Consider the following 18,135-nt stretch of genomic DNA (forward strand, 5'->3'; position numbering starts at 1 on the left):
TCAATCCTTCAGCAGGTCTAGGGGAGGGATGCGGGCAACGAGGCCGCGCTTCAGGCTATCGGGACGGCCACGCCACGGGATCAGACCGTCGATCGAGGTGGCGAAAAGCTTGGCACCCGTGATGAGGTCGGCGCCGCTGGTCGCTGTCAGGTCGCCGAAGACATAGCTCCAGCAACCGTCGCGCAGGATGGCGGCGCTGAGGCGGCGCTTGCAATTGCCGAGGCATTCGACGCTGCGGATGCGGATGTCGTCGCCAGATGCGGCGCGGCGCGTGTCGTCCGCCAGCAATTCGCCGGCGCGGGGATGAGCGTCGGCGCCGGTCTCATCGCGGCAGGAGGCGCAGACGATGATGGTGACGCCGGCCAAGGCATCATCATGGCCGGACGAGATATCCGCTGTGCCAGCCGAAAAACTGCTGTCGTGGTCCAAGATCGTGCTCCTTGCCCGGAAACCCGCCGGGCGATCGGATTCTAAAGTCGCAGACGGCAGGTCTCCTGGCTCGCGGGTCATCGCCTTGGTAGCCGCCTTCCCGGGAACTCCCCAGTGGCTTTCGGCCTTGGCTCTTCGCTTACAGTTGCGGGGACAGCCGCGGATTTGGGATTTTGCCCCGCACCGCATTCCCTCTTAGCCCTTGCCGTTGCGGGCAAGGGACCATCTGGAACCGGATTTAGGCTTTTGCGGGCGGCGGTGTCAACGCGAGCTTACGACACGGCGATGTCGGCCAGCGCCGGCCCCAAATCCCCGGCAGGCGTCACTTCGATGCGTTCGAGACCGAGCCAGCCCTGCATCTGCTTCAATTCCTCGAACAGCTCTGCAGCGGTTTCAGGCGGTGCACCGGGCTCCGCATAGGCCGCATGGACGCGCAGTATGCTGGCCGGGCGATCGGCCTTGAGGTCGACGCGTGCCACGATCCTGTCGCCGAGCAGGAACGGCAGGACATAATAGCCGTATTGCCGCTTGTCGGCCGGCGTGTAGATCTCGATGCGGTAGTGGAAGTCGAACAGCCGCTCGGTGCGCGAACGCTCGAAGACGACCGGATCGAAGGGTGCCAGCAGGGCGCGGGCCTCGACTTTGCGCGGCTGGCGGGCGTCCCGGTGAAGATAGGCCGGCTTGTCCCAGCCTTCGACACGCACCGGCATCAACTCGCCTGTTTCGACGAGCTCCTCCAGCCGGCCTTTCATGTCGGCGGGCGACAGCCGGAAATAATCGCGCAAATCGCCTGAAGTCGCCACGCCGTGGGCGCGGGCGGAAATGCGCAGCAATTCGCGGTGCGCGTCCTCAGGCGTCGGCACTGGAAGGTCGAGGACCGCCTGCGGCAGCACGCGCTCGGGCAGATCATAGAAACGCTCGAACCCGCGACGGTGCGCCGTGGTGATGCGGCCGGCCCAGAACAGCCATTCGAAGGCGTGCTTGGCATGGCTCCAGCCCCACCAGCCGCCCGAGCCTTTCTGGCCCTCCAGCGCGGAAGCGGCGATCGGGCCGCGCTCGGCGACCTGGCGGTAGATCTCTTCGATGTAGCCGGCGTGCTCGCGGCCCCATTTGGCGAGCCCCAGATACATTTCCTCGCCGCGCTCGGCGCGCTGCATGCGCCAGCGCATCAGCGGGTATGTCTCGACCGGCAGGAAGGAGGCCTCGTGCGCCCAGTATTCGAAAACAGTGCGCTTGCGCGTCACGGCCGCGTTGTCGAGCAGCGAGAACGGGTAGGGGCCAAGGCGCGAATAGAGCGGCATATAATGAGCGCGCACCACGGCGCTGACGGAATCGATCTGCAGCAGGCCGGTGCGGGAGAGGGTGCGGGCAAAATGCCGGCGGTCGGGCGTACCGGTCGGGCGGGGATCGAGGAACCCCTGGGCGGCAAGCGCGATGCGACGGGCCGTGGGGAGCGAGATCTTTTCCTTCATGCAGGCATCACTTTGAAGTGTTTTGACCGAGGGTCGAAAGGCTGATTCCAACCCATGCTAGCAGGGTTTTGGCGGCATCCATGTCAGGAGAGAAAAGTGGAGTAATAGGCGCAGGAAATCAAACAGGAGCGGATCGGACCAGTTTGCCGCGATATGCCGTCCAGGTCGGTGTTTTGAACAAGGTTTGACTTGCTTCGCTGGAAGTGCTGCGCTAACCCTCGCCGCGTTGCAGCATAGGCCCTTAAAACGGTTCAGCGGTTAAACTGTCACGCTTCCGCATTAGGGTCCGGTGCTGTAATCAAAGTGGATTGGCGCCAACGGAAAGCCGAGCATGAACGCACTCTTGAGCTCATACCTGCCCATCGTCCTGTTCATAGGCGTGGCGCTGGTTGTCGGCCTGGCGCTGCTGGCCGCGCCCTTTCTGGTGGCCTACCGCAATCCAGATCCCGAAAAGCTTTCCGCCTATGAGTGCGGTTTCAACTCGTTCGACGACGCGCGCATGAAGTTCGACATCCGTTTCTACCTGGTGTCGATCCTGTTCATCATCTTCGACCTGGAAGTGGCCTTCCTGTTTCCGTGGGCGGTGTCGTTTTCGAAGATCGGCATGCTCGGTTTCTGGTCGATGATGGTGTTTTTGGCGGTGCTGACCATCGGCTTTGCCTATGAATGGAAAAAAGGAGCGCTGGAATGGGATTGAACGACAGTTCAGGCACCCTCGTCGCGCCGAAGCCCAAGGGTATTATCGACCCCAACACCGGCAGGCCGGTGGGGGAGGACGATCCCTTCTTCCTCGAGATCAACAATGAGTTGGCCGACAAGGGCTTTTTGGTCACTTCGACCGAGGCGCTCATCACCTGGGCGCGCAGCGGGTCGCTGATGTTCATGACGTTCGGCCTCGCTTGCTGCGCGGTCGAGATGATCCACACCTCGATGCCGCGCTATGATTCGGAGCGGTTCGGCGTCGCGCCGCGCGCGTCCCCGCGCCAGTCCGACATCATGATCGTCGCCGGCACGCTGACCAACAAGATGGCGCCGGCGCTGCGCAAGGTCTACGACCAGATGCCGGAACCGCGTTACGTCATCTCGATGGGCTCCTGCGCCAATGGCGGTGGCTACTACCACTATTCCTATTCGGTGGTGCGCGGCTGCGACCGCATCGTGCCGGTCGACATCTATGTGCCCGGCTGTCCGCCGAGCGCCGAAGCGCTGCTCTACGGCATTCTTCTGCTGCAGAAGAAGATCCGCCGCACCGGCACGATCGAACGGTAAATCCATGACCGCATCCCTGAGCGAACTGTCGACCTATCTCGGCGAGAAGCTGATCGGCCGCGTGAACGAAGCGGCGATTGCCTATGGCGAGCTTACCGTTCATGTAGAGCCGCGCGACCTGGTCGAGGTCATGACCTTCCTGCGCGACGATGCGCGCTGCCAGTTCATCTCGATCATCGATGTCTGCGGCGCCGACTATCCGTCGCGGGCCAAGCGCTTCGACGTCGTCTATCATCTCCTGTCGCCGAAGCAGAATGTGCGCGTCCGCGTCAAGGTTCTGGCCGACGAGGAGACGATGGTGCCGTCGATCACCGGCGTGTTTCCCGGTGCCGACTGGTTCGAGCGCGAGACCTACGATCTCTACGGCGTGCTGTTCTCCGGCCACCCGGATCTGCGCCGCCTGCTGACCGACTACGGTTTCGAAGGCCATCCGCTACGCAAGGATTTCCCGCTGACCGGATTCGTCGAGGTGCGTTACGACGACGAGGCCAAGCGCGTCATCTACGAGCCGGTCGAGCTCAAGCAGGAATTCCGCAATTTCGATTTTCTTTCCCCTTGGGAAGGCACCGATTACGTGCTGCCCGGGGACGAGAAGGCAAAGCAGTAAATGGCTGAAACCTCGGTCCGCAACTTCAACATCAATTTCGGCCCGCAACACCCTGCGGCGCACGGCGTTTTGCGCCTTGTGCTGGAGCTGGACGGCGAAGTCGTCGATCGCGTCGATCCGCATATCGGGCTCTTGCATCGCGGTACCGAAAAGCTGATCGAAGCCAAAACCTATTTGCAGGCGATCCCTTATCTCGACCGGCTCGACTATTGCGCGCCGATGAACCAGGAGCACGCCTTCGCGCTCGCCGCCGAGCGCCTGCTCGGCATCGAAGTGCCGAAGCGCGGGCAGCTGATCCGCGTGCTCTATTGCGAAATCGGCCGCATCATGTCGCACATCCTCAATGTGACGACGCAGGCTATGGACGTCGGCGCGCTGACGCCGCCGCTGTGGGGCTTCGTCGAGCGCGAAAAGCTGATGGTGTTCTATGAGCGCGCCTCCGGTTCGCGCATGCATGCCGCCTATTTCCGTCCCGGCGGCGTCCATCAGGACCTGCCGCAGAAGCTGGTCGAGGACATCGGCAAGTGGATCGACCCGTTCCTGAAGTCGATCGACGACCTCGATCAGTTGCTGACCGGCAACCGCATCTTCAAGCAGCGCAATGTCGATATCGGCATCGTCTCGCTGGCGGATGCCTGGGCCTGGGGTTTTTCGGGCGTGATGGTGCGTGGCTCGGGTGCAGCCTGGGACCTGCGCAAGTCGCAGCCCTATGAATGCTATTCGGAAATGGATTTCGACATTCCGATCGGCAAGAACGGCGACTGCTTTGACCGCTACCTCGTGCGCATGGAAGAAATGCGCCAGTCGGCGAAGATCATGCGCCAGTGCGTCGATCTCTTGCTCGGCAAGGAAAGCACCGGCCCGGTGTCGAACCTCGACGGCAAGGTGGTGCCGCCCAAGCGCCAGGCGATGAAGCGCTCGATGGAAGCGCTGATCCATCACTTCAAGCTCTACACCGAGGGTTATCGCGTGCCAGCCGGCGAGGTTTACGCCGCGGTCGAGGCGCCGAAGGGCGAATTCGGCGTCTATCTGGTTTCCGACGGCTCCAACAAGCCCTACCGCTGCAAGCTGCGCGCGCCGGGGTTCGCGCATCTGCAGGCGATGGATTTCCTCTGCCGCGGCCACATGCTGGCCGACGTCACCGCCGTTCTCGGCTCCCTCGACATCGTGTTTGGTGAGGTCGATCGCTAAATGTCAGTCCGCCGTCTCGCAGAAGCCAGCGTCCAGCCAGCCTCCTTCGCCTTCAACCGGGCGAATGCGGCCGCGGCGAAGCAATGGATCAAGAAATATCCGAAGGGTCGCGAACAGTCGGCCATCATTCCCTTGCTGATGATAGCGCAGGAGCAGGAAGGCTGGGTGACGAAGGCGGCGATCGAGACGATCTCCGACATGCTCGGCATGCCGCGTATCCGCGGGCTCGAGGTCGCGACCTTCTACACGCAGTACCAGCTGAATCCGGTCGGCACGCGTGCGCATATCCAGGTCTGCGGCACCACGCCCTGCATGCTGCGCGGTTCGGAAGCGCTGATGGATGTCTGCCGCTCCAGGATCCATCACGACCAGTTCCACGCCAACGACAAAGGCACCTTGTCCTGGGAAGAGGTCGAATGCCTTGGCGCCTGCGTCAACGCGCCGATGGTCATGATCTTCAAGGACACGTTCGAGGATCTGACGCCGGAACGCCTGGCTGAAATCATCGATCTTTATGACGCCGGCAAGGGTGCTTCGGTGGAACCGGGGCCGCAGAACGGCCGTACCGGCTCGGAGCCGGCCTCCGGCCTCACCACGCTGAAGAGCGAAAAGGCGATCCTCAAGTCGACCCGTGAAAGGGAAGCCAGGGAAGCGGCCAGGGCTGCCAGGGCGGCGCCCGACGCGATCATCGCAGGGCCCGTGCCGGCACCGGCTGCGGCCCCTGTCGCGCCGTCCAACACCAGCAAGCCGAAGACCGACGCCCCTGAAACCAGCCCGGCATTGAAGACGCCTTCAAAAACCAAGGTCGCGCCGACGGTTGAAAAGGCGGCGAGCGTTGCCGCCCCACTGCATTCGGCCGCCAATGCCAACAAGGCAGACTCCAAGGTCGAGCAGGTTTCCAAGCAGCGCAACGGTCCAATAACCAAGGCCGAGCCGGCATCCGCCTTCAAGGCGCCGGAGGTCAAGGTACCGGCAGCCAAGCCGGCCAAACCGTCGCTCGAGGACAAGAACCGTCCGGCCGGCATCGATAAACCGGTACAGGTCGATGACCTGAAGCTGATCTCCGGCGTCGGCCCCAAGATCGAGGGCATCCTGCATACGCTGGGCATTTTTACCTTCGCGCAGGTCGCGTCGTGGAAGAAGGCCGAACGCGAGTGGGTGGATGGCTATCTCTCTTTCCAGGGCCGCATCGATCGCGACGACTGGGTCAAGCAGGCCAAGGCGCTCGCCAAGGGTGGCGTGGCCGAATACATCCGCGTCTTCGGCAAGAAGCCGGTCTGAGGGACGAAAAATGCTTCAGGACAAAGACCGCATCTTCACCAATATCTACGGCCTGTTCGACAAATCGCTGGCCGGCGCGATGGCGCGCGGCGCCTGGGACAACACGCCCGGCATCGTTGCCAAGGGGCGCGAGTGGATCGTCAACGAGATGAAGGCGTCGGGCCTGCGCGGCCGCGGCGGCGCAGGCTTCCCGACCGGGCTCAAATGGTCGTTCATGCCCAAGCAGAGCGACGGCCGGCCGAGCTATCTCGTCATCAACGCCGACGAATCCGAGCCCGGCACTTGCAAGGACCGCGACATCCTGCGCAACGACCCGCACACGCTGGTCGAGGGCGCGCTGCTTGCCGGTTTCGCCATGGGCGCGATTGCCGCCTACATCTATGTGCGCGGTGAGTTCATCCGCGAGCGCGAGGCGCTGCAGCGCGCGATCGAGGAAGCCTATGAGGCCAAGCTGATCGGCAAGAACAACACGTCCGGCTACGATTTCGACATCTACATGCACCACGGCGCCGGCGCCTATATCTGCGGCGAGGAGACAGCGCTCCTCGAAAGCCTCGAAGGCAAGAAGGGCCAGCCCCGGCTGAAGCCGCCATTCCCTGCCAATGTCGGCCTCTATGGCTGCCCGACCACGGTCAACAATGTCGAATCGATCGCGGTTGCGCCGACCATCCTGCGCCGCGGTGCGGCCTGGTTCTCGTCCTTCGGCCGACCCAACAATGTCGGCACCAAGCTGTTTTGCATCTCCGGCCACGTCAACAATCCGTGCACGGTCGAGGAGGCGATGTCGATCCCGTTCCGCGAGCTCATCGAGACGCATTGCGGCGGCATTCGTGGCGGCTGGGACAATCTTTTGGCGGTCATACCGGGCGGCGCCTCGGTGCCGCTGGTGCCGGCCGAGCAGATCATCGACGCGCCAATGGATTTCGACGCCTTGCGCGACCTCAAATCCGGCCTTGGAACCGCGGCTGTCATCGTCATGGACAAGTCGACCGATGTCGTGAAGGCGATCGCGCGGCTTTCCTACTTCTACAAGCACGAGAGCTGCGGCCAGTGCACGCCATGCCGCGAAGGCACCGGCTGGATGTGGCGGGTGATGGAACGGCTGGTGCGCGGCGAGGCGCAGAAGCGCGAGATCGATATGCTGCTCGACGTCACCAAGCAGATCGAGGGCCACACGATCTGCGCGCTGGGCGACGCGGCGGCATGGCCGATCCAGGGCCTGATGCGGCATTTCCGCGGCGAAGTGGAGCGGCGCATCGACGAGTTTTCGCGCAATGCGCACCGGACCGAGCCTGTGATGGTGGCGGCGGAATAGAAGAACGTTTTACGCGGACGAAAGTCCGCAGCGAAGGGCGGGGCGAACGAAGAAACGACCAGGAGAACTCTATGGCGCCGTATTCGAACCCGCTGATGCCCAATTTGGACCAGATCGAGAAGATGAACCAGGACTTGACCAGGATGATGCCGAAGGAGATGGCCAGCGCCGTCAACCTTTTCGTGCATCCCGTGGCGGGTGCGGCGGCGATGTCGGCGCTTGGCCTCGGGCTCGCCAACCATGCTTTCGGCGTCTGGCTGGGCGCGCTTTCAGGTGCGGCAGAAGCCTCGCAGCGGCTGCTGCAGCCGATCGTCGATGATTTCGAGGCGCGCGTCGCGCAGTTCGAAGATCCAAGTCCTTCCTCCACCAAGGCACGGGCGACGGCGAAAAGCATGATTGCCGAGGCGCAGTCCTTCGCCAGGGAGGTCACCGATATTGCCGCCAAGGAAGCCGCCACTGCCGTGCCGGCCGCGAATGCCGCTCCGGCGACAAGCGGCGCCGGCGATGCGCTGATGCCCGAGGATTTCAGGCAGCCCAACGCCATGGAGAAGCCGGCCAAACCGGCGGATCTCAAGGCCATCTCGGGCATCGGGCCGAAGCTGGAAAAGGTTCTCAACGGCCTCGGCATCTGGACGTATGCCCAGATCGCGGCATGGACGCCGCAAGAGGTTGCCTGGGTCGAGGACTATCTGTCGCTCGGCGGCCGCATCGGCCGCGACGATTGGACAGCCCAAGCGGCGGCGCTCGCCGTCAAGAAGTGAATGAAGTGCCCGACGTGGTCTCGACCGCGTCCGGAAAAAGAGATTGCGGGAACTCCGCAGGGGTTTGAGGCGAATGGCAAAGCTCAAGGTCGACGGGAAAGAGATCACTGTACCCGACCACTACACGCTGCTGCAGGCGGCTGAAGACGCTGGCGCGGAAGTGCCGCGCTTCTGCTTCCATGAGCGGCTGTCGATCGCCGGCAATTGCCGCATGTGCCTGATCGAGGTGAAGGGCGGGCCGCCCAAGCCGCAGGCCTCCTGCGCCATGAATGTGCGCGACCTGCGTCCCGGCCCGAATGGCGAGGCGCCGGAAATCTTCACCAACACGCCGATGGTCAAGAAGGCCCGGGAAGGCGTGATGGAGTTCCTGCTGATCAACCATCCGCTGGATTGCCCGATCTGCGACCAGGGCGGCGAATGCGACCTGCAGGACCAGGCGATGGCCTTCGGCGTCGATTCCTCGCGCTATCACGAGAACAAGCGCGCGGTCGAAGACAAATACATCGGACCGCTGGTCAAGACGGTGATGAATCGCTGCATCCACTGCACGCGCTGCGTCCGCTTCACCACCGAAGTCGCCGGCATTTCCGAACTGGGCCTGATCGGCCGTGGCGAGGATGCAGAGATCACCACCTATCTCGAACAGGCGATGACCTCGGAGCTGCAGGGCAATGTCATCGACCTTTGCCCGGTCGGCGCGCTGACCTCGAAGCCATTCGCCTTCCAGGCGCGACCGTGGGAGCTGACCAAGACCGAATCCATCGACGTGATGGATGCGGTCGGCTCGGCGATTCGCGTCGATAGCCGGGGCCGCGAAGTGATGCGGATCCTGCCGCGCGTCAACGAGGCGGTGAACGAGGAGTGGATCTCCGACAAGACCCGCTTCATCTGGGACGGCCTGCGCACGCAGCGTCTCGACCGCCCCTATGTGCGCAAGGACGGCAGGCTGGTTGCCGCCAGCTGGGCCGAGGCCTTCGCTGCGATCAAGGACGCGGTGTCGAAGACGGCGCCCGAAAAGATCGGCGCCATATCGGGCGATCTTGCCGCGGTTGAGGAAATCTACGCGCTCAAGCTGCTGATGGCTTCGCTTGGCTCGAAGAATACCGATTGCCGCCAGGATGGTGCCGCACTCGATCCGGCGCTGGGCCGGGCGAGCTACATCTTCAACCCGACCATCGAAGGCATCGAGCAGGCCGACGCGGTGCTGATCATCGGCGCCAACCCGCGCTATGAAGCCTCGGTGCTCAACGCCCGTATCCGCAAGCGCTGGCGGACCGGCAATCTGCCGGTTGGCGTCATCGGCGATGTCGGCGACACACGCTACGACTACGAACAGCTGGGCGCCGGACCGGATTCGCTGAAGGATTTGGCTGACGGCAATGGCAAGTTCTTCCAGGTGCTGAAGAAGGCGACGCATCCGCTGATCATCGTCGGCCAGGGCGCGCTGGCGCGCGCCGATGGCGCGGCCGTGCTCGGTCAGGCGGCCAAGCTCGCCGCCGCCGTCAACGCTGCCCGCGCGGATTGGAACGGCTTTGCCGTGCTGCACAATGCGGCCGGGCGCGTCGGCGGTCTCGATCTCGGCTTCGTGCCGGGCGAGGGCGGCAGAAACGTTGCCGGCATGCTGGGCGAAATGGAGCTCCTGTTCCTGCTCGGCGCCGACGAGATCGACATGGCCAAGACCGGCGGCGCCTTCGTCGTCTATATCGGCACGCATGGCGATCAGGGCGCGCACCGCGCCAATGTCATCCTGCCGGCGGCCGCCTACACGGAAAAGTCGGCCACCTATGTCAACACCGAAGGGCGTGTGCAGCAGACCAACCGCGCCGGCTTCGCGCCGGGCGAGGCGCGCGAGGACTGGGCGATCCTGCGGGCACTGTCGGATGTGCTGGGCAAGAAACTGCCGTTCGATTCGCTGCCGCAACTGCGCGCCAAGCTCTATGGCGAATACCCGCATCTGGCCCGTATCGACCAGGTTGCGGCCGGCAATGCCGAGGACATCGCTGGGGTGGCGAAGCTCGGCGGGCGGCTGAACAAGGGCGCCTTCACCTCGCCGGTGACGGATTTCTACCTGACCAACCCGATCGCGCGGGCATCGGCCGTGATGGCGGAATGCTCGGCACTGGCCAAGAGCGGCTTCAAGCAGGCGGCGGAATAAGCATGGACACTTTCTTCTCCTTCTACGTGCTGCCGGCGCTGCTGATCCTGTTGAAGTCGGTCGTGCTGATCGTCGTGCTTTTGATCTTCGTCGCCTATATCCTCTACGCCGACCGCAAGATCTGGGCGGCGGTGCAGTTGCGCCGTGGCCCGAACGTCGTCGGCCCCTGGGGCACGCTGCAGGCCTTCGCCGATCTGCTGAAATTCGTCTTCAAGGAACCGGTGATCCCGTCAGGCGCCAACAAGGGCGTGTTCCTTTTGGCGCCGCTGGTGTCGGCCGTGTTGGCGATCTCGGCCTGGGCGGTCATCCCGGTCGATCAGGGCTGGGCGATCGCCAACGTCAATGTCGGCATCCTCTATGTCTTCGCCATCTCCTCGCTCGAGGTCTATGGCGTGATCATGGGCGGCTGGGCCTCCAACTCGAAATATCCGTTCCTCGGCGCGCTGCGTTCGGCGGCACAAATGGTGTCCTACGAAGTCTCGATCGGCTTCGTCATCGTCACTGTTCTGCTCACCGCCGGCTCGCTCAACCTCACCGATATCGTGCTGTCGCAGCATGATGGAATTGGTACGCGGCTTGGCCTGCCCAATACGTTCCTCGACTGGAACTGGCTGGCGCTGTTCCCGATGTTCATCATCTTCTTCATCTCGGCGCTGGCCGAGACGAACCGGCCGCCTTTCGATCTGGTGGAAGCCGAATCGGAACTGGTCGCCGGCCACATGGTCGAGTACTCGTCGACGCCGTTCCTTTTGTTCTTCCTCGGCGAGTATGTCGCCATCGTGCTGATGTGCGCGCTGGCCACCATCCTGTTCCTCGGCGGCTGGCTGCCTCCGTTCGACTTCGCGCCGTTCACCTGGGTGCCGGGCGTCATCTGGTTCGTGCTGAAAGTCTGCTTCGTGTTCTTCGGCATCTCCATGGTGAAGGCCTTCGTGCCGCGCTACCGCTACGACCAATTGATGCGGCTTGGCTGGAAAGTGTTCCTGCCGATCTCGCTGTTCATGGTGGTCGCCACCGCGGCCTTCCTCAAGATCACGGGGTTTGCGTGATGTCCGCTCTTTCCCAAGCCGCCAAATCGCTGCTGCTGCAGGATTTCGTCAGCGCTTTCTTCCTGTCGATGCGCCAGTTCTTCGCGCCGAAAGAGACGATCAATTATCCGCACGAGAAGGGGCCGACCAGTCCGCGCTTCCGCGGCGAGCATGCGTTGCGCCGCTATCCCAATGGCGAGGAACGCTGCATCGCCTGCAAATTGTGCGAGGCGATCTGCCCGGCGCAGGCCATCACCATCGAGGCCGGCCCGCGCCGCAATGACGGCACGCGCCGCACGGTTCGCTACGACATCGACATGGTGAAGTGCATCTATTGCGGCTTCTGCCAGGAAGCCTGCCCGGTCGACGCCATCGTCGAGGGGCCGAATTTCGAGTTCGCGACGGAGACGCGCGAGGAACTCTACTACGACAAGGACAAGCTGTTGGCGAATGGCGACCGGTGGGAGCGCGAACTGGCGCGCAACATCTCGCTGGACTCGCCCTACCGCTGATATTTGACGCATGGGCGGGGCAGGGGCCTCGTCCAGAGGATGATCCCGAAAAGTTGCGGACTTTTCGGACCAGATCATGCTCCGGAATACAGAGTGGCCCATGTTTCTTTCGATCGGGCCTTTCAACCCGATCGGAACATGGGCTAGGACAACGCGGCTTTGGAACCGGAGGCGGAACCAGGCCAGAGACAACAAACAGGACGAGCGTCCTGTTCGTACAGGAACCCGGGGGATCCCCAATGTTGAGTGGACTAGAGGCGGCCTTTTTCTACCTCTTCGCCTTTGTCGCGGTGGCGTCGGCGTTCATGGTCATTTCGTCGCGCAACCCCGTGCATTCGGTGCTGTTCCTGATCCTGACCTTTTTCAACGCCGCCGGCCTGTTCATGCTGACCGGGGCCGAGTTCCTGGCGATGATCCTGCTCGTCGTCTATGTCGGCGCGGTGATGGTGCTGTTTCTGTTCGTCGTCATGATGCTCGACGTCGATTTCGCCGAGATGAAGGAAGGCGCCCTGCAATATGCGCCGATCGGCGCGCTGGTCGGGCTGATCCTGGCGGCGGAGCTGATCGTCGTTCTCGGCGGCTATACGTTCGCGCCGCAGCTCGCTTCGACGGTCTCCAAGCCCATTCCGGATCTCGCCACGCGGACCAACACCGCCGCGCTCGGCGACATCCTCTATACCGACTACCTCTACTACTTCCAGATTTCGGGCCTCATCCTGTTGGTCGCCATGATTGGCGCCATCGTGCTGACGCTGCGCCATAAGCCGGGCGTCAAGCGGCAGTCGATCGCGGCCCAGGTCGGCCGCACGCCGGCGACCGGCATGGAAATCCGCAAGGTCAAGACAGGCGAGGGACTCTGAGATGGTTGTCGGCATCGCACATTATCTGACCGTATCGGCTGTTCTGTTCACGCTCGGCGTGTTCGGCATCTTCCTGAACCGCAAGAACGTCATCGTCATCCTGATGTCGGTCGAACTGATCCTGCTGGCGGTCAACATCAATTTCGTCGCCTTTTCGGCGGCGCTGGGCGATCTGGTCGGCCAGGTGTTCGCGCTGTTCGTGCTGACGGTCGCGGCGGCCGAGGCCGCCATCGGACTTGCCATTCTCGTCGTCTTCTTCCGCAACCGCGGCTCGATCGCGGTCGAAGACGTGAACATGATGAAGGGTTGACGGAACCACCATGTATCAGGCCATCGTCTTCCTTCCCCTGCTCGGCTTCCTGATCGTCGGCCTGTTCGGCACGTCGCTCGGCGCCAAGGCGTCCGAATACATCACCTCCGGTTTCCTGGTGATCGCGGCCGTGCTGTCGTGGGTCGCGTTCTTCACCATCGGTTTCGGCCATGGCGAGGTGTTCACCGTGCCGGTGCTGCGCTGGATACAGTCGGGTGGGCTGGAAGCGTCCTGGGCGCTCCGGATCGACACGCTGACGGTGGTCATGCTGGTGGTGGTCAACACCGTCTCGGCGCTGGTCCACATCTATTCGATCGGCTACATGCACCACGATCCGAACCGGCCGCGCTTCTTCGCCTATCTGTCGCTGTTCACCTTCGCCATGCTGATGCTGGTGACGGCGGACAACCTCGTGCAGATGTTCTTTGGCTGGGAAGGCGTGGGGCTGGCGTCCTACCTGCTGATCGGCTTCTGGTACAAGAAGCCGTCGGCCAATGCCGCGGCAATCAAGGCCTTTGTCGTCAACCGCGTCGGCGATTTCGGCTTCGCACTCGGCATCTTCGGCGTGTTCGTGCTGTTCGGCTCGGTCAATCTGGGCACCATCTTCGCCAATGCGGCAACGTTCATTCCGGCCGAAGGCGCCCCGCACGGCGCCGCGGTGCTGACCTTCCTCGGCTATGCGCTGGACAAGCAGGCGGCCATGACGATCGTCTGCCTGCTGCTGTTCATGGGCGCCATGGGCAAGTCGGCGCAAGTGCCGTTGCACACTTGGCTGCCGGATGCCATGGAAGGCCCGACACCGGTTTCCGCGCTGATCCATGCCGCCACCATGGTGACGGCCGGCGTGTTCATGCTGGCACGGCTGTCTCCGCTGTTCGAACTCTCGCATTCGGCGCTGACTGTCGTGACCTTCATCGGTGCCTTCACCGCCTTCTTCGCGGCGACGGTCGGTCTCGTCCAGAACGACATCAAGCGCGTCATCGCCTACTCGACCTGCTCGCAGCTCGGCTACATGTTCGTCGCACTCGGCGTCGGCGCCTATGGCGCGGCGATCTTCCACCTGTTCACGCATGCCTTCTTCAAGGCGCTGCTGTTCCTCGGCTCGGGCTCGGTCATCCATGCCGTGTCCGACGAGCAGGACATGCGCAAGATGGGCGGCCTCAGGAAACTGATCCCGACCACCTACTGGATGATGGTGATCGGCACGCTGGCGCTAACCGGCGTCGGCATTCCGGTGACGGTCATCGGCACCGCCGGCTTCTTCTCCAAGGACGCGATCATCGAGAGCGCCTTTGCCGGCCACAATTCGGTTGCCGGCATGGCCTTCGTGCTTTTGGTCATCGCCGCCTGCTTCACCTCCTTCTACTCCTGGCGGCTGATCTTCATGACCTTCCACGGCAAGCCGCGGGCGAGCCATGAGGTGATGCACCATGTCCATGAATCGCCGCCGGTGATGCTGGTGCCGCTGTTCATCCTGGCCGCTGGCGCACTGTTTGCCGGCGTCATCTTCCACGGCGCCTTCATCGGCGAGGGCTATGCCGAGTTCTGGAAGGCGTCGCTGTTCACGCTGCCTGACAACCACATCCTGCACGACATCCACGAATTGCCGCTGTGGGTCGAACTGTCGCCATTCATCGCCATGCTGATCGGCTTCGCGCTGGCGTGGAAATTCTACATCCGCTCGCCGGAAATGCCGGTCAACCTGGCCGCGCAGCATCGCGGGCTGTACGCCTTCCTGCTCAACAAGTGGTATTTCGACGAGCTCTACGACTTCCTGTTCGTGCGGCCCGCCAAGCGCCTCGGTCATTTCCTGTGGAAGACCGGCGACGGCACCATCATCGACGGCCTCGGCCCGGATGGCATTTCGGCGCGCGTCGTCGATGTCACCGACCGCGTCGTCAAGCTGCAGACCGGCTATCTCTACCACTACGCCTTCGCCATGCTGATCGGCGTTGCCGCACTCGTCACCTGGATGATGCTCTGATGACCGCCTGGCCAATCCTCTCGCTGGTCACCTTCCTGCCGCTGGTTGGTGTGCTGCTTATCCTGTTCATCAATGACGACAGCGAAAATGCACGCCGCAACATCCGCTCCATCGCGCTGTTGACGACGACGTTCACGTTCATCATCTCGCTGTTCATCTGGACCGGATTCGACAATTCGCAGTCCGGCTTCCAATTCGTCGAGAAGGTCGCGTGGCTCGACTCCGGCATTTCCTACCATATGGGCGTCGACGGCATCTCGATGCTGTTCGTCATCCTGACGACGTTCCTGATGCCGCTGTGCATCCTGGCGTCGTGGGAATCGATCGAGAAGCGCGTGAAGGCCTACATGATTGCCTTCCTGCTGCTCGAAACGCTGATGATCGGCGTGTTCTGCGCGCTGGACATCGTGCTGTTCTACGTCTTCTTCGAAGCCGGCCTGATCCCGATGTTCATCATCATCGGCGTCTGGGGCGGCAAGCGGCGCGTCTACGCCTCGTTCAAGTTCTTCCTCTACACGCTCGCCGGCTCGGTGCTGATGCTGCTCGCCATCATGGCGATGTTCTTCCAGTCCGGCACAACCGACATCCCGACGCTGCTGACCCACAACTTCCCGGCCAACATGCAGACCTGGCTATGGCTTGCCTTCTTCGCCTCCTTCGCGGTGAAGATGCCAATGTGGCCGGTGCACACCTGGCTGCCCGATGCGCACGTCGAGGCGCCGACGGCGGGCTCCGTCATCCTGGCCGGCATCCTGTTGAAGATGGGGGGGTATGGCTTCCTGCGATTCTCCTTGCCGATGTTCCCGCTGGCGTCGGAAATGTTCGCGCCGCTGGTCTTCGCGCTGTCCGTCGTCGCCATCATCTACACCTCGCTGGTGGCGCTGATGCAGGAAGACATGAAGAAGCTGATCGCCTATTCGTCGGTTGCTCATATGGGCTTCGTCACCATGGGCATCTTCGCCATGAACCAGGAAGGCGTGCAGGGCGCGATTTTCCAGATGCTCAGCCACGGCCTCGTCTCCGGCGCGCTGTTCCTGTGCGTCGGCGTCATCTACGACCGCATGCACACACGTGAGATCGCCGCCTATGGCGGCCTGGTCAACAACATGCCGAAATACGCCACGGTGTTCCTGATCTTCACCATGGCCAATGTCGGCCTGCCCGGTACCAGCGGCTTCGTCGGCGAGTTCCTGACCATGCTGGGCGTGTTCCGGGTCAACACCTGGGTGGCGTTCTTCGCCGCCACCGGCGTCATCCTGTCGGCCGCCTACGCGCTCTGGCTCTACCGCCGGGTGATCTTCGGCGCACTGACCAAGGAGAGCCTGAAGGGCCTGCTCGATCTGTCGCCGCGCGAGAAGGTGATCATCTATCCGCTGGTCGTGCTGGTCATCTTCTTCGGCGTCTATCCCGCCCCGGTCTTCGACGCGACGGCCGAATCGGTCAAGTCGCTCGTCACCAATGTCACTGCATCCATCGGCGCCGCGCAGACCGCGGCGGCGAACTGACCAGAGGTTTTGCGAACCATGACGCCGGACCTTCTCTCCAGCCTGTCGCTCTCGACGCCAGAGCTGATCCTTGCCGTCGGCGCGCTGGCGCTGCTGATGGTCGGAGCCTATTCGCGCGCCAACACGGCCAACACGGTAACCGGCCTTGCGGTTGCCGTTCTGGCGATCGCGGGCGCCTGGCTGATCTTCCGGACCGGGCAGGGCAGCGCTTACGGCAATGCCTTCATCCAGGATTCCTTCGGCCGCTTCATGAAGGTGCTGGCGCTGATCGGTTCGGCGGTGACGCTGGTGATGTCGATGCGCTTCGCCAAGGCTGAACGCTTCGACAAGTTCGAATATCCGGTGCTGATCCTGCTCTGCACGCTCGGCATGATGCTGATGATCTCGGCCAACAGCATGATCGGCCTCTATCTCGGCCTCGAGCTGCAGTCGCTGGCGATCTATGTGCTGTGCGCGATCAATCGCGACAATCTGCGCTCGACCGAAGCAGGCCTCAAATATTTCGTCCTCGGCGCGCTGTCGTCGGGCATGCTGCTCTATGGCATCAGCCTGGTCTACGGCTACACCGGCAACACCGGCTTCCAGGAGATCGCTTCTGCGCTCGGCAGCGGCGAGCGCCAGCTCGGTCTCGTTTTCGGCCTCGTCTTCGTGCTGGCCGGCCTGGCCTTCAAGATCTCGGCGGTGCCGTTCCACATGTGGACGCCAGATGTCTATGAGGGCGCGCCGACACCGGTGACGGCCTTTTTGGCGGCAGCACCGAAGATGGCGGCGATGGCGCTGATGGTGCGCGTCACCATGGGTGCGTTCAAGCCGATCGCCTCCGACTGGCAGCAGATCATCGTCTTCATCTCGATCGCCTCGATGGCGCTTGGTGCTTTCGCCGCCATCGGCCAGACCAACATCAAGCGGCTGATGGCCTATTCCTCGATCGGCCATATGGGCTATGCGCTGGTCGGCCTTGCCGCCAACAGCCAGGCTGGCGTGCGCGGCGTTGCCATCTACATGCTGATCTATCTGGTGATGACGCTCGGCACCTTCGCCTTCATCCTCGCCATGCGGCGCAAGGAAGGCAATGTCGAGCAGATCAGCGAGCTGGCCGGCCTGTCGTCGACCAATCCGATCATGGCGACGATCCTGACCATCCTGATGTTCTCGCTGGCCGGCATCCCGCCGCTCGCCGGCTTCTGGGGGAAATGGTACGTCTTCCTCGCCGCCATCAACGCCAATCTCTATGCGTTGGCGATCATCGGCGTGCTGGCCTCGGTGGTGGGCGCCTATTACTATTTGCGCATCATCAAGATCATGTGGTTCGACGAACCGGTCGGCGGTTTCGTGCCGATGGCGACGGAATTGCGTGTCGTGCTCGGCGTCTCCGGCGCCTTCGTGCTGTTCTACGTGCTGATCGGCGGGCCGATCGGCACCTATGCCGAAGCCGCCGCCAAGACGTTTTTCTAGTCGG

General features: G+C 62.9%; 17 protein-coding genes and 1 riboswitch. Of the genes, 15 read left to right on the forward strand and 2 right to left on the reverse strand.

Going from position 1 to position 18,135, the window contains the following annotated elements; genetic code table 11:
• Positions 1-429, reverse strand: a complete 429-nt coding sequence (locus NKK51_RS06895) for a DUF1636 family protein (protein WP_352551942.1) — start codon at positions 427-429, stop codon at positions 1-3.
• A gap of 38 nt (positions 430-467) precedes the next feature.
• Positions 468-671: riboswitch (cobalamin riboswitch) on the reverse strand.
• 30 nt (positions 672-701) lie between these two features.
• Positions 702-1,901: a winged helix-turn-helix domain-containing protein gene (locus NKK51_RS06900; protein WP_352551944.1), complete on the reverse strand. Its 1,200-nt coding sequence runs from the start codon at positions 1,899-1,901 to the stop codon at positions 702-704.
• Between the two features lie 331 nt (positions 1,902-2,232).
• On the opposite strand from NKK51_RS06900, the gene NKK51_RS06905 reads away from it, so the two are divergent.
• The 15 genes from NKK51_RS06905 (at position 2,233) to nuoN (ending at position 18,131) form a co-directional block, all read left to right on the forward strand.
• The gene (locus tag NKK51_RS06905; protein ID WP_010910112.1) at positions 2,233-2,598 is read left to right on the forward strand and encodes an NADH-quinone oxidoreductase subunit A; all 366 of its coding nucleotides are present in this window, start codon (positions 2,233-2,235) and stop codon (positions 2,596-2,598) included.
• The gene (locus NKK51_RS06910) at positions 2,589-3,170 is read left to right on the forward strand and encodes a NuoB/complex I 20 kDa subunit family protein (RefSeq protein ID WP_013531090.1); all 582 of its coding nucleotides are present in this window, start codon (positions 2,589-2,591) and stop codon (positions 3,168-3,170) included. Before NKK51_RS06905 ends, NKK51_RS06910 begins: the two co-directional genes overlap by 10 nt.
• 4 nt (positions 3,171-3,174) lie before the next feature.
• Positions 3,175-3,777 carry an NADH-quinone oxidoreductase subunit C gene (locus tag NKK51_RS06915; RefSeq protein ID WP_023812388.1) on the forward strand — a complete coding sequence of 201 codons (603 nt, stop codon included), beginning with the start codon at positions 3,175-3,177 and terminating at the stop codon, positions 3,775-3,777.
• Entirely contained in the window at positions 3,778-4,968 is a 1,191-nt protein-coding gene (locus NKK51_RS06920) for an NADH-quinone oxidoreductase subunit D (RefSeq protein WP_127260745.1), read from the forward strand.
• Complete coding sequence (locus NKK51_RS06925; RefSeq protein ID WP_023812386.1) at positions 4,969-6,249, forward strand: NADH-quinone oxidoreductase subunit E; 1,281 nt, start codon at positions 4,969-4,971, stop codon at positions 6,247-6,249.
• 10 nt (positions 6,250-6,259) lie between these two features.
• Complete coding sequence (nuoF, locus tag NKK51_RS06930) at positions 6,260-7,564, forward strand: NADH-quinone oxidoreductase subunit NuoF (protein WP_352551946.1); 1,305 nt, start codon at positions 6,260-6,262, stop codon at positions 7,562-7,564.
• Positions 7,565-7,635: 71 nt separating this feature from the next.
• Positions 7,636-8,325 (forward strand): helix-hairpin-helix domain-containing protein, encoded by a 690-nt coding sequence (locus NKK51_RS06935; RefSeq protein ID WP_352551948.1) that lies wholly within the window; start codon positions 7,636-7,638, stop codon positions 8,323-8,325.
• Between the two features lie 73 nt (positions 8,326-8,398).
• Complete coding sequence (gene nuoG, locus NKK51_RS06940) at positions 8,399-10,480, forward strand: NADH-quinone oxidoreductase subunit NuoG (protein WP_352551950.1); 2,082 nt, start codon at positions 8,399-8,401, stop codon at positions 10,478-10,480.
• A gap of 2 nt (positions 10,481-10,482) precedes the next feature.
• The gene (gene nuoH / locus NKK51_RS06945) at positions 10,483-11,526 is read left to right on the forward strand and encodes an NADH-quinone oxidoreductase subunit NuoH (protein ID WP_352551951.1); all 1,044 of its coding nucleotides are present in this window, start codon (positions 10,483-10,485) and stop codon (positions 11,524-11,526) included.
• Entirely contained in the window at positions 11,526-12,017 is a 492-nt protein-coding gene (nuoI, locus tag NKK51_RS06950) for an NADH-quinone oxidoreductase subunit NuoI (protein WP_023812382.1), read from the forward strand. The genes nuoH and nuoI overlap by 1 nt, the downstream gene beginning before the upstream one ends.
• Before the next feature lie 239 nt (positions 12,018-12,256).
• Positions 12,257-12,877, forward strand: coding sequence for an NADH-quinone oxidoreductase subunit J (locus NKK51_RS06955; protein WP_023812381.1), 621 nt, complete (start codon positions 12,257-12,259; stop codon positions 12,875-12,877).
• Position 12,878: 1 nt separating this feature from the next.
• Complete coding sequence (gene nuoK / locus NKK51_RS06960) at positions 12,879-13,187, forward strand: NADH-quinone oxidoreductase subunit NuoK (RefSeq protein ID WP_010910101.1); 309 nt, start codon at positions 12,879-12,881, stop codon at positions 13,185-13,187.
• Between the two features lie 10 nt (positions 13,188-13,197).
• Positions 13,198-15,171, forward strand: a complete 1,974-nt coding sequence (nuoL, locus tag NKK51_RS06965; RefSeq protein ID WP_352439829.1) for an NADH-quinone oxidoreductase subunit L — start codon at positions 13,198-13,200, stop codon at positions 15,169-15,171.
• Positions 15,171-16,676: an NADH-quinone oxidoreductase subunit M gene (locus tag NKK51_RS06970; RefSeq protein ID WP_023812379.1), complete on the forward strand. Its 1,506-nt coding sequence runs from the start codon at positions 15,171-15,173 to the stop codon at positions 16,674-16,676. Before nuoL ends, NKK51_RS06970 begins: the two co-directional genes overlap by 1 nt.
• 18 nt (positions 16,677-16,694) lie before the next feature.
• The gene (gene nuoN, locus NKK51_RS06975; protein ID WP_352551953.1) at positions 16,695-18,131 is read left to right on the forward strand and encodes an NADH-quinone oxidoreductase subunit NuoN; all 1,437 of its coding nucleotides are present in this window, start codon (positions 16,695-16,697) and stop codon (positions 18,129-18,131) included.
• The last annotated feature ends 4 nt before the right edge of the window (positions 18,132-18,135 follow it).

It is taken from the genome of Mesorhizobium sp. M0011, assembly GCF_040324155.1.
Classification (GTDB): Bacteria; Pseudomonadota; Alphaproteobacteria; order Rhizobiales; family Rhizobiaceae; genus Mesorhizobium.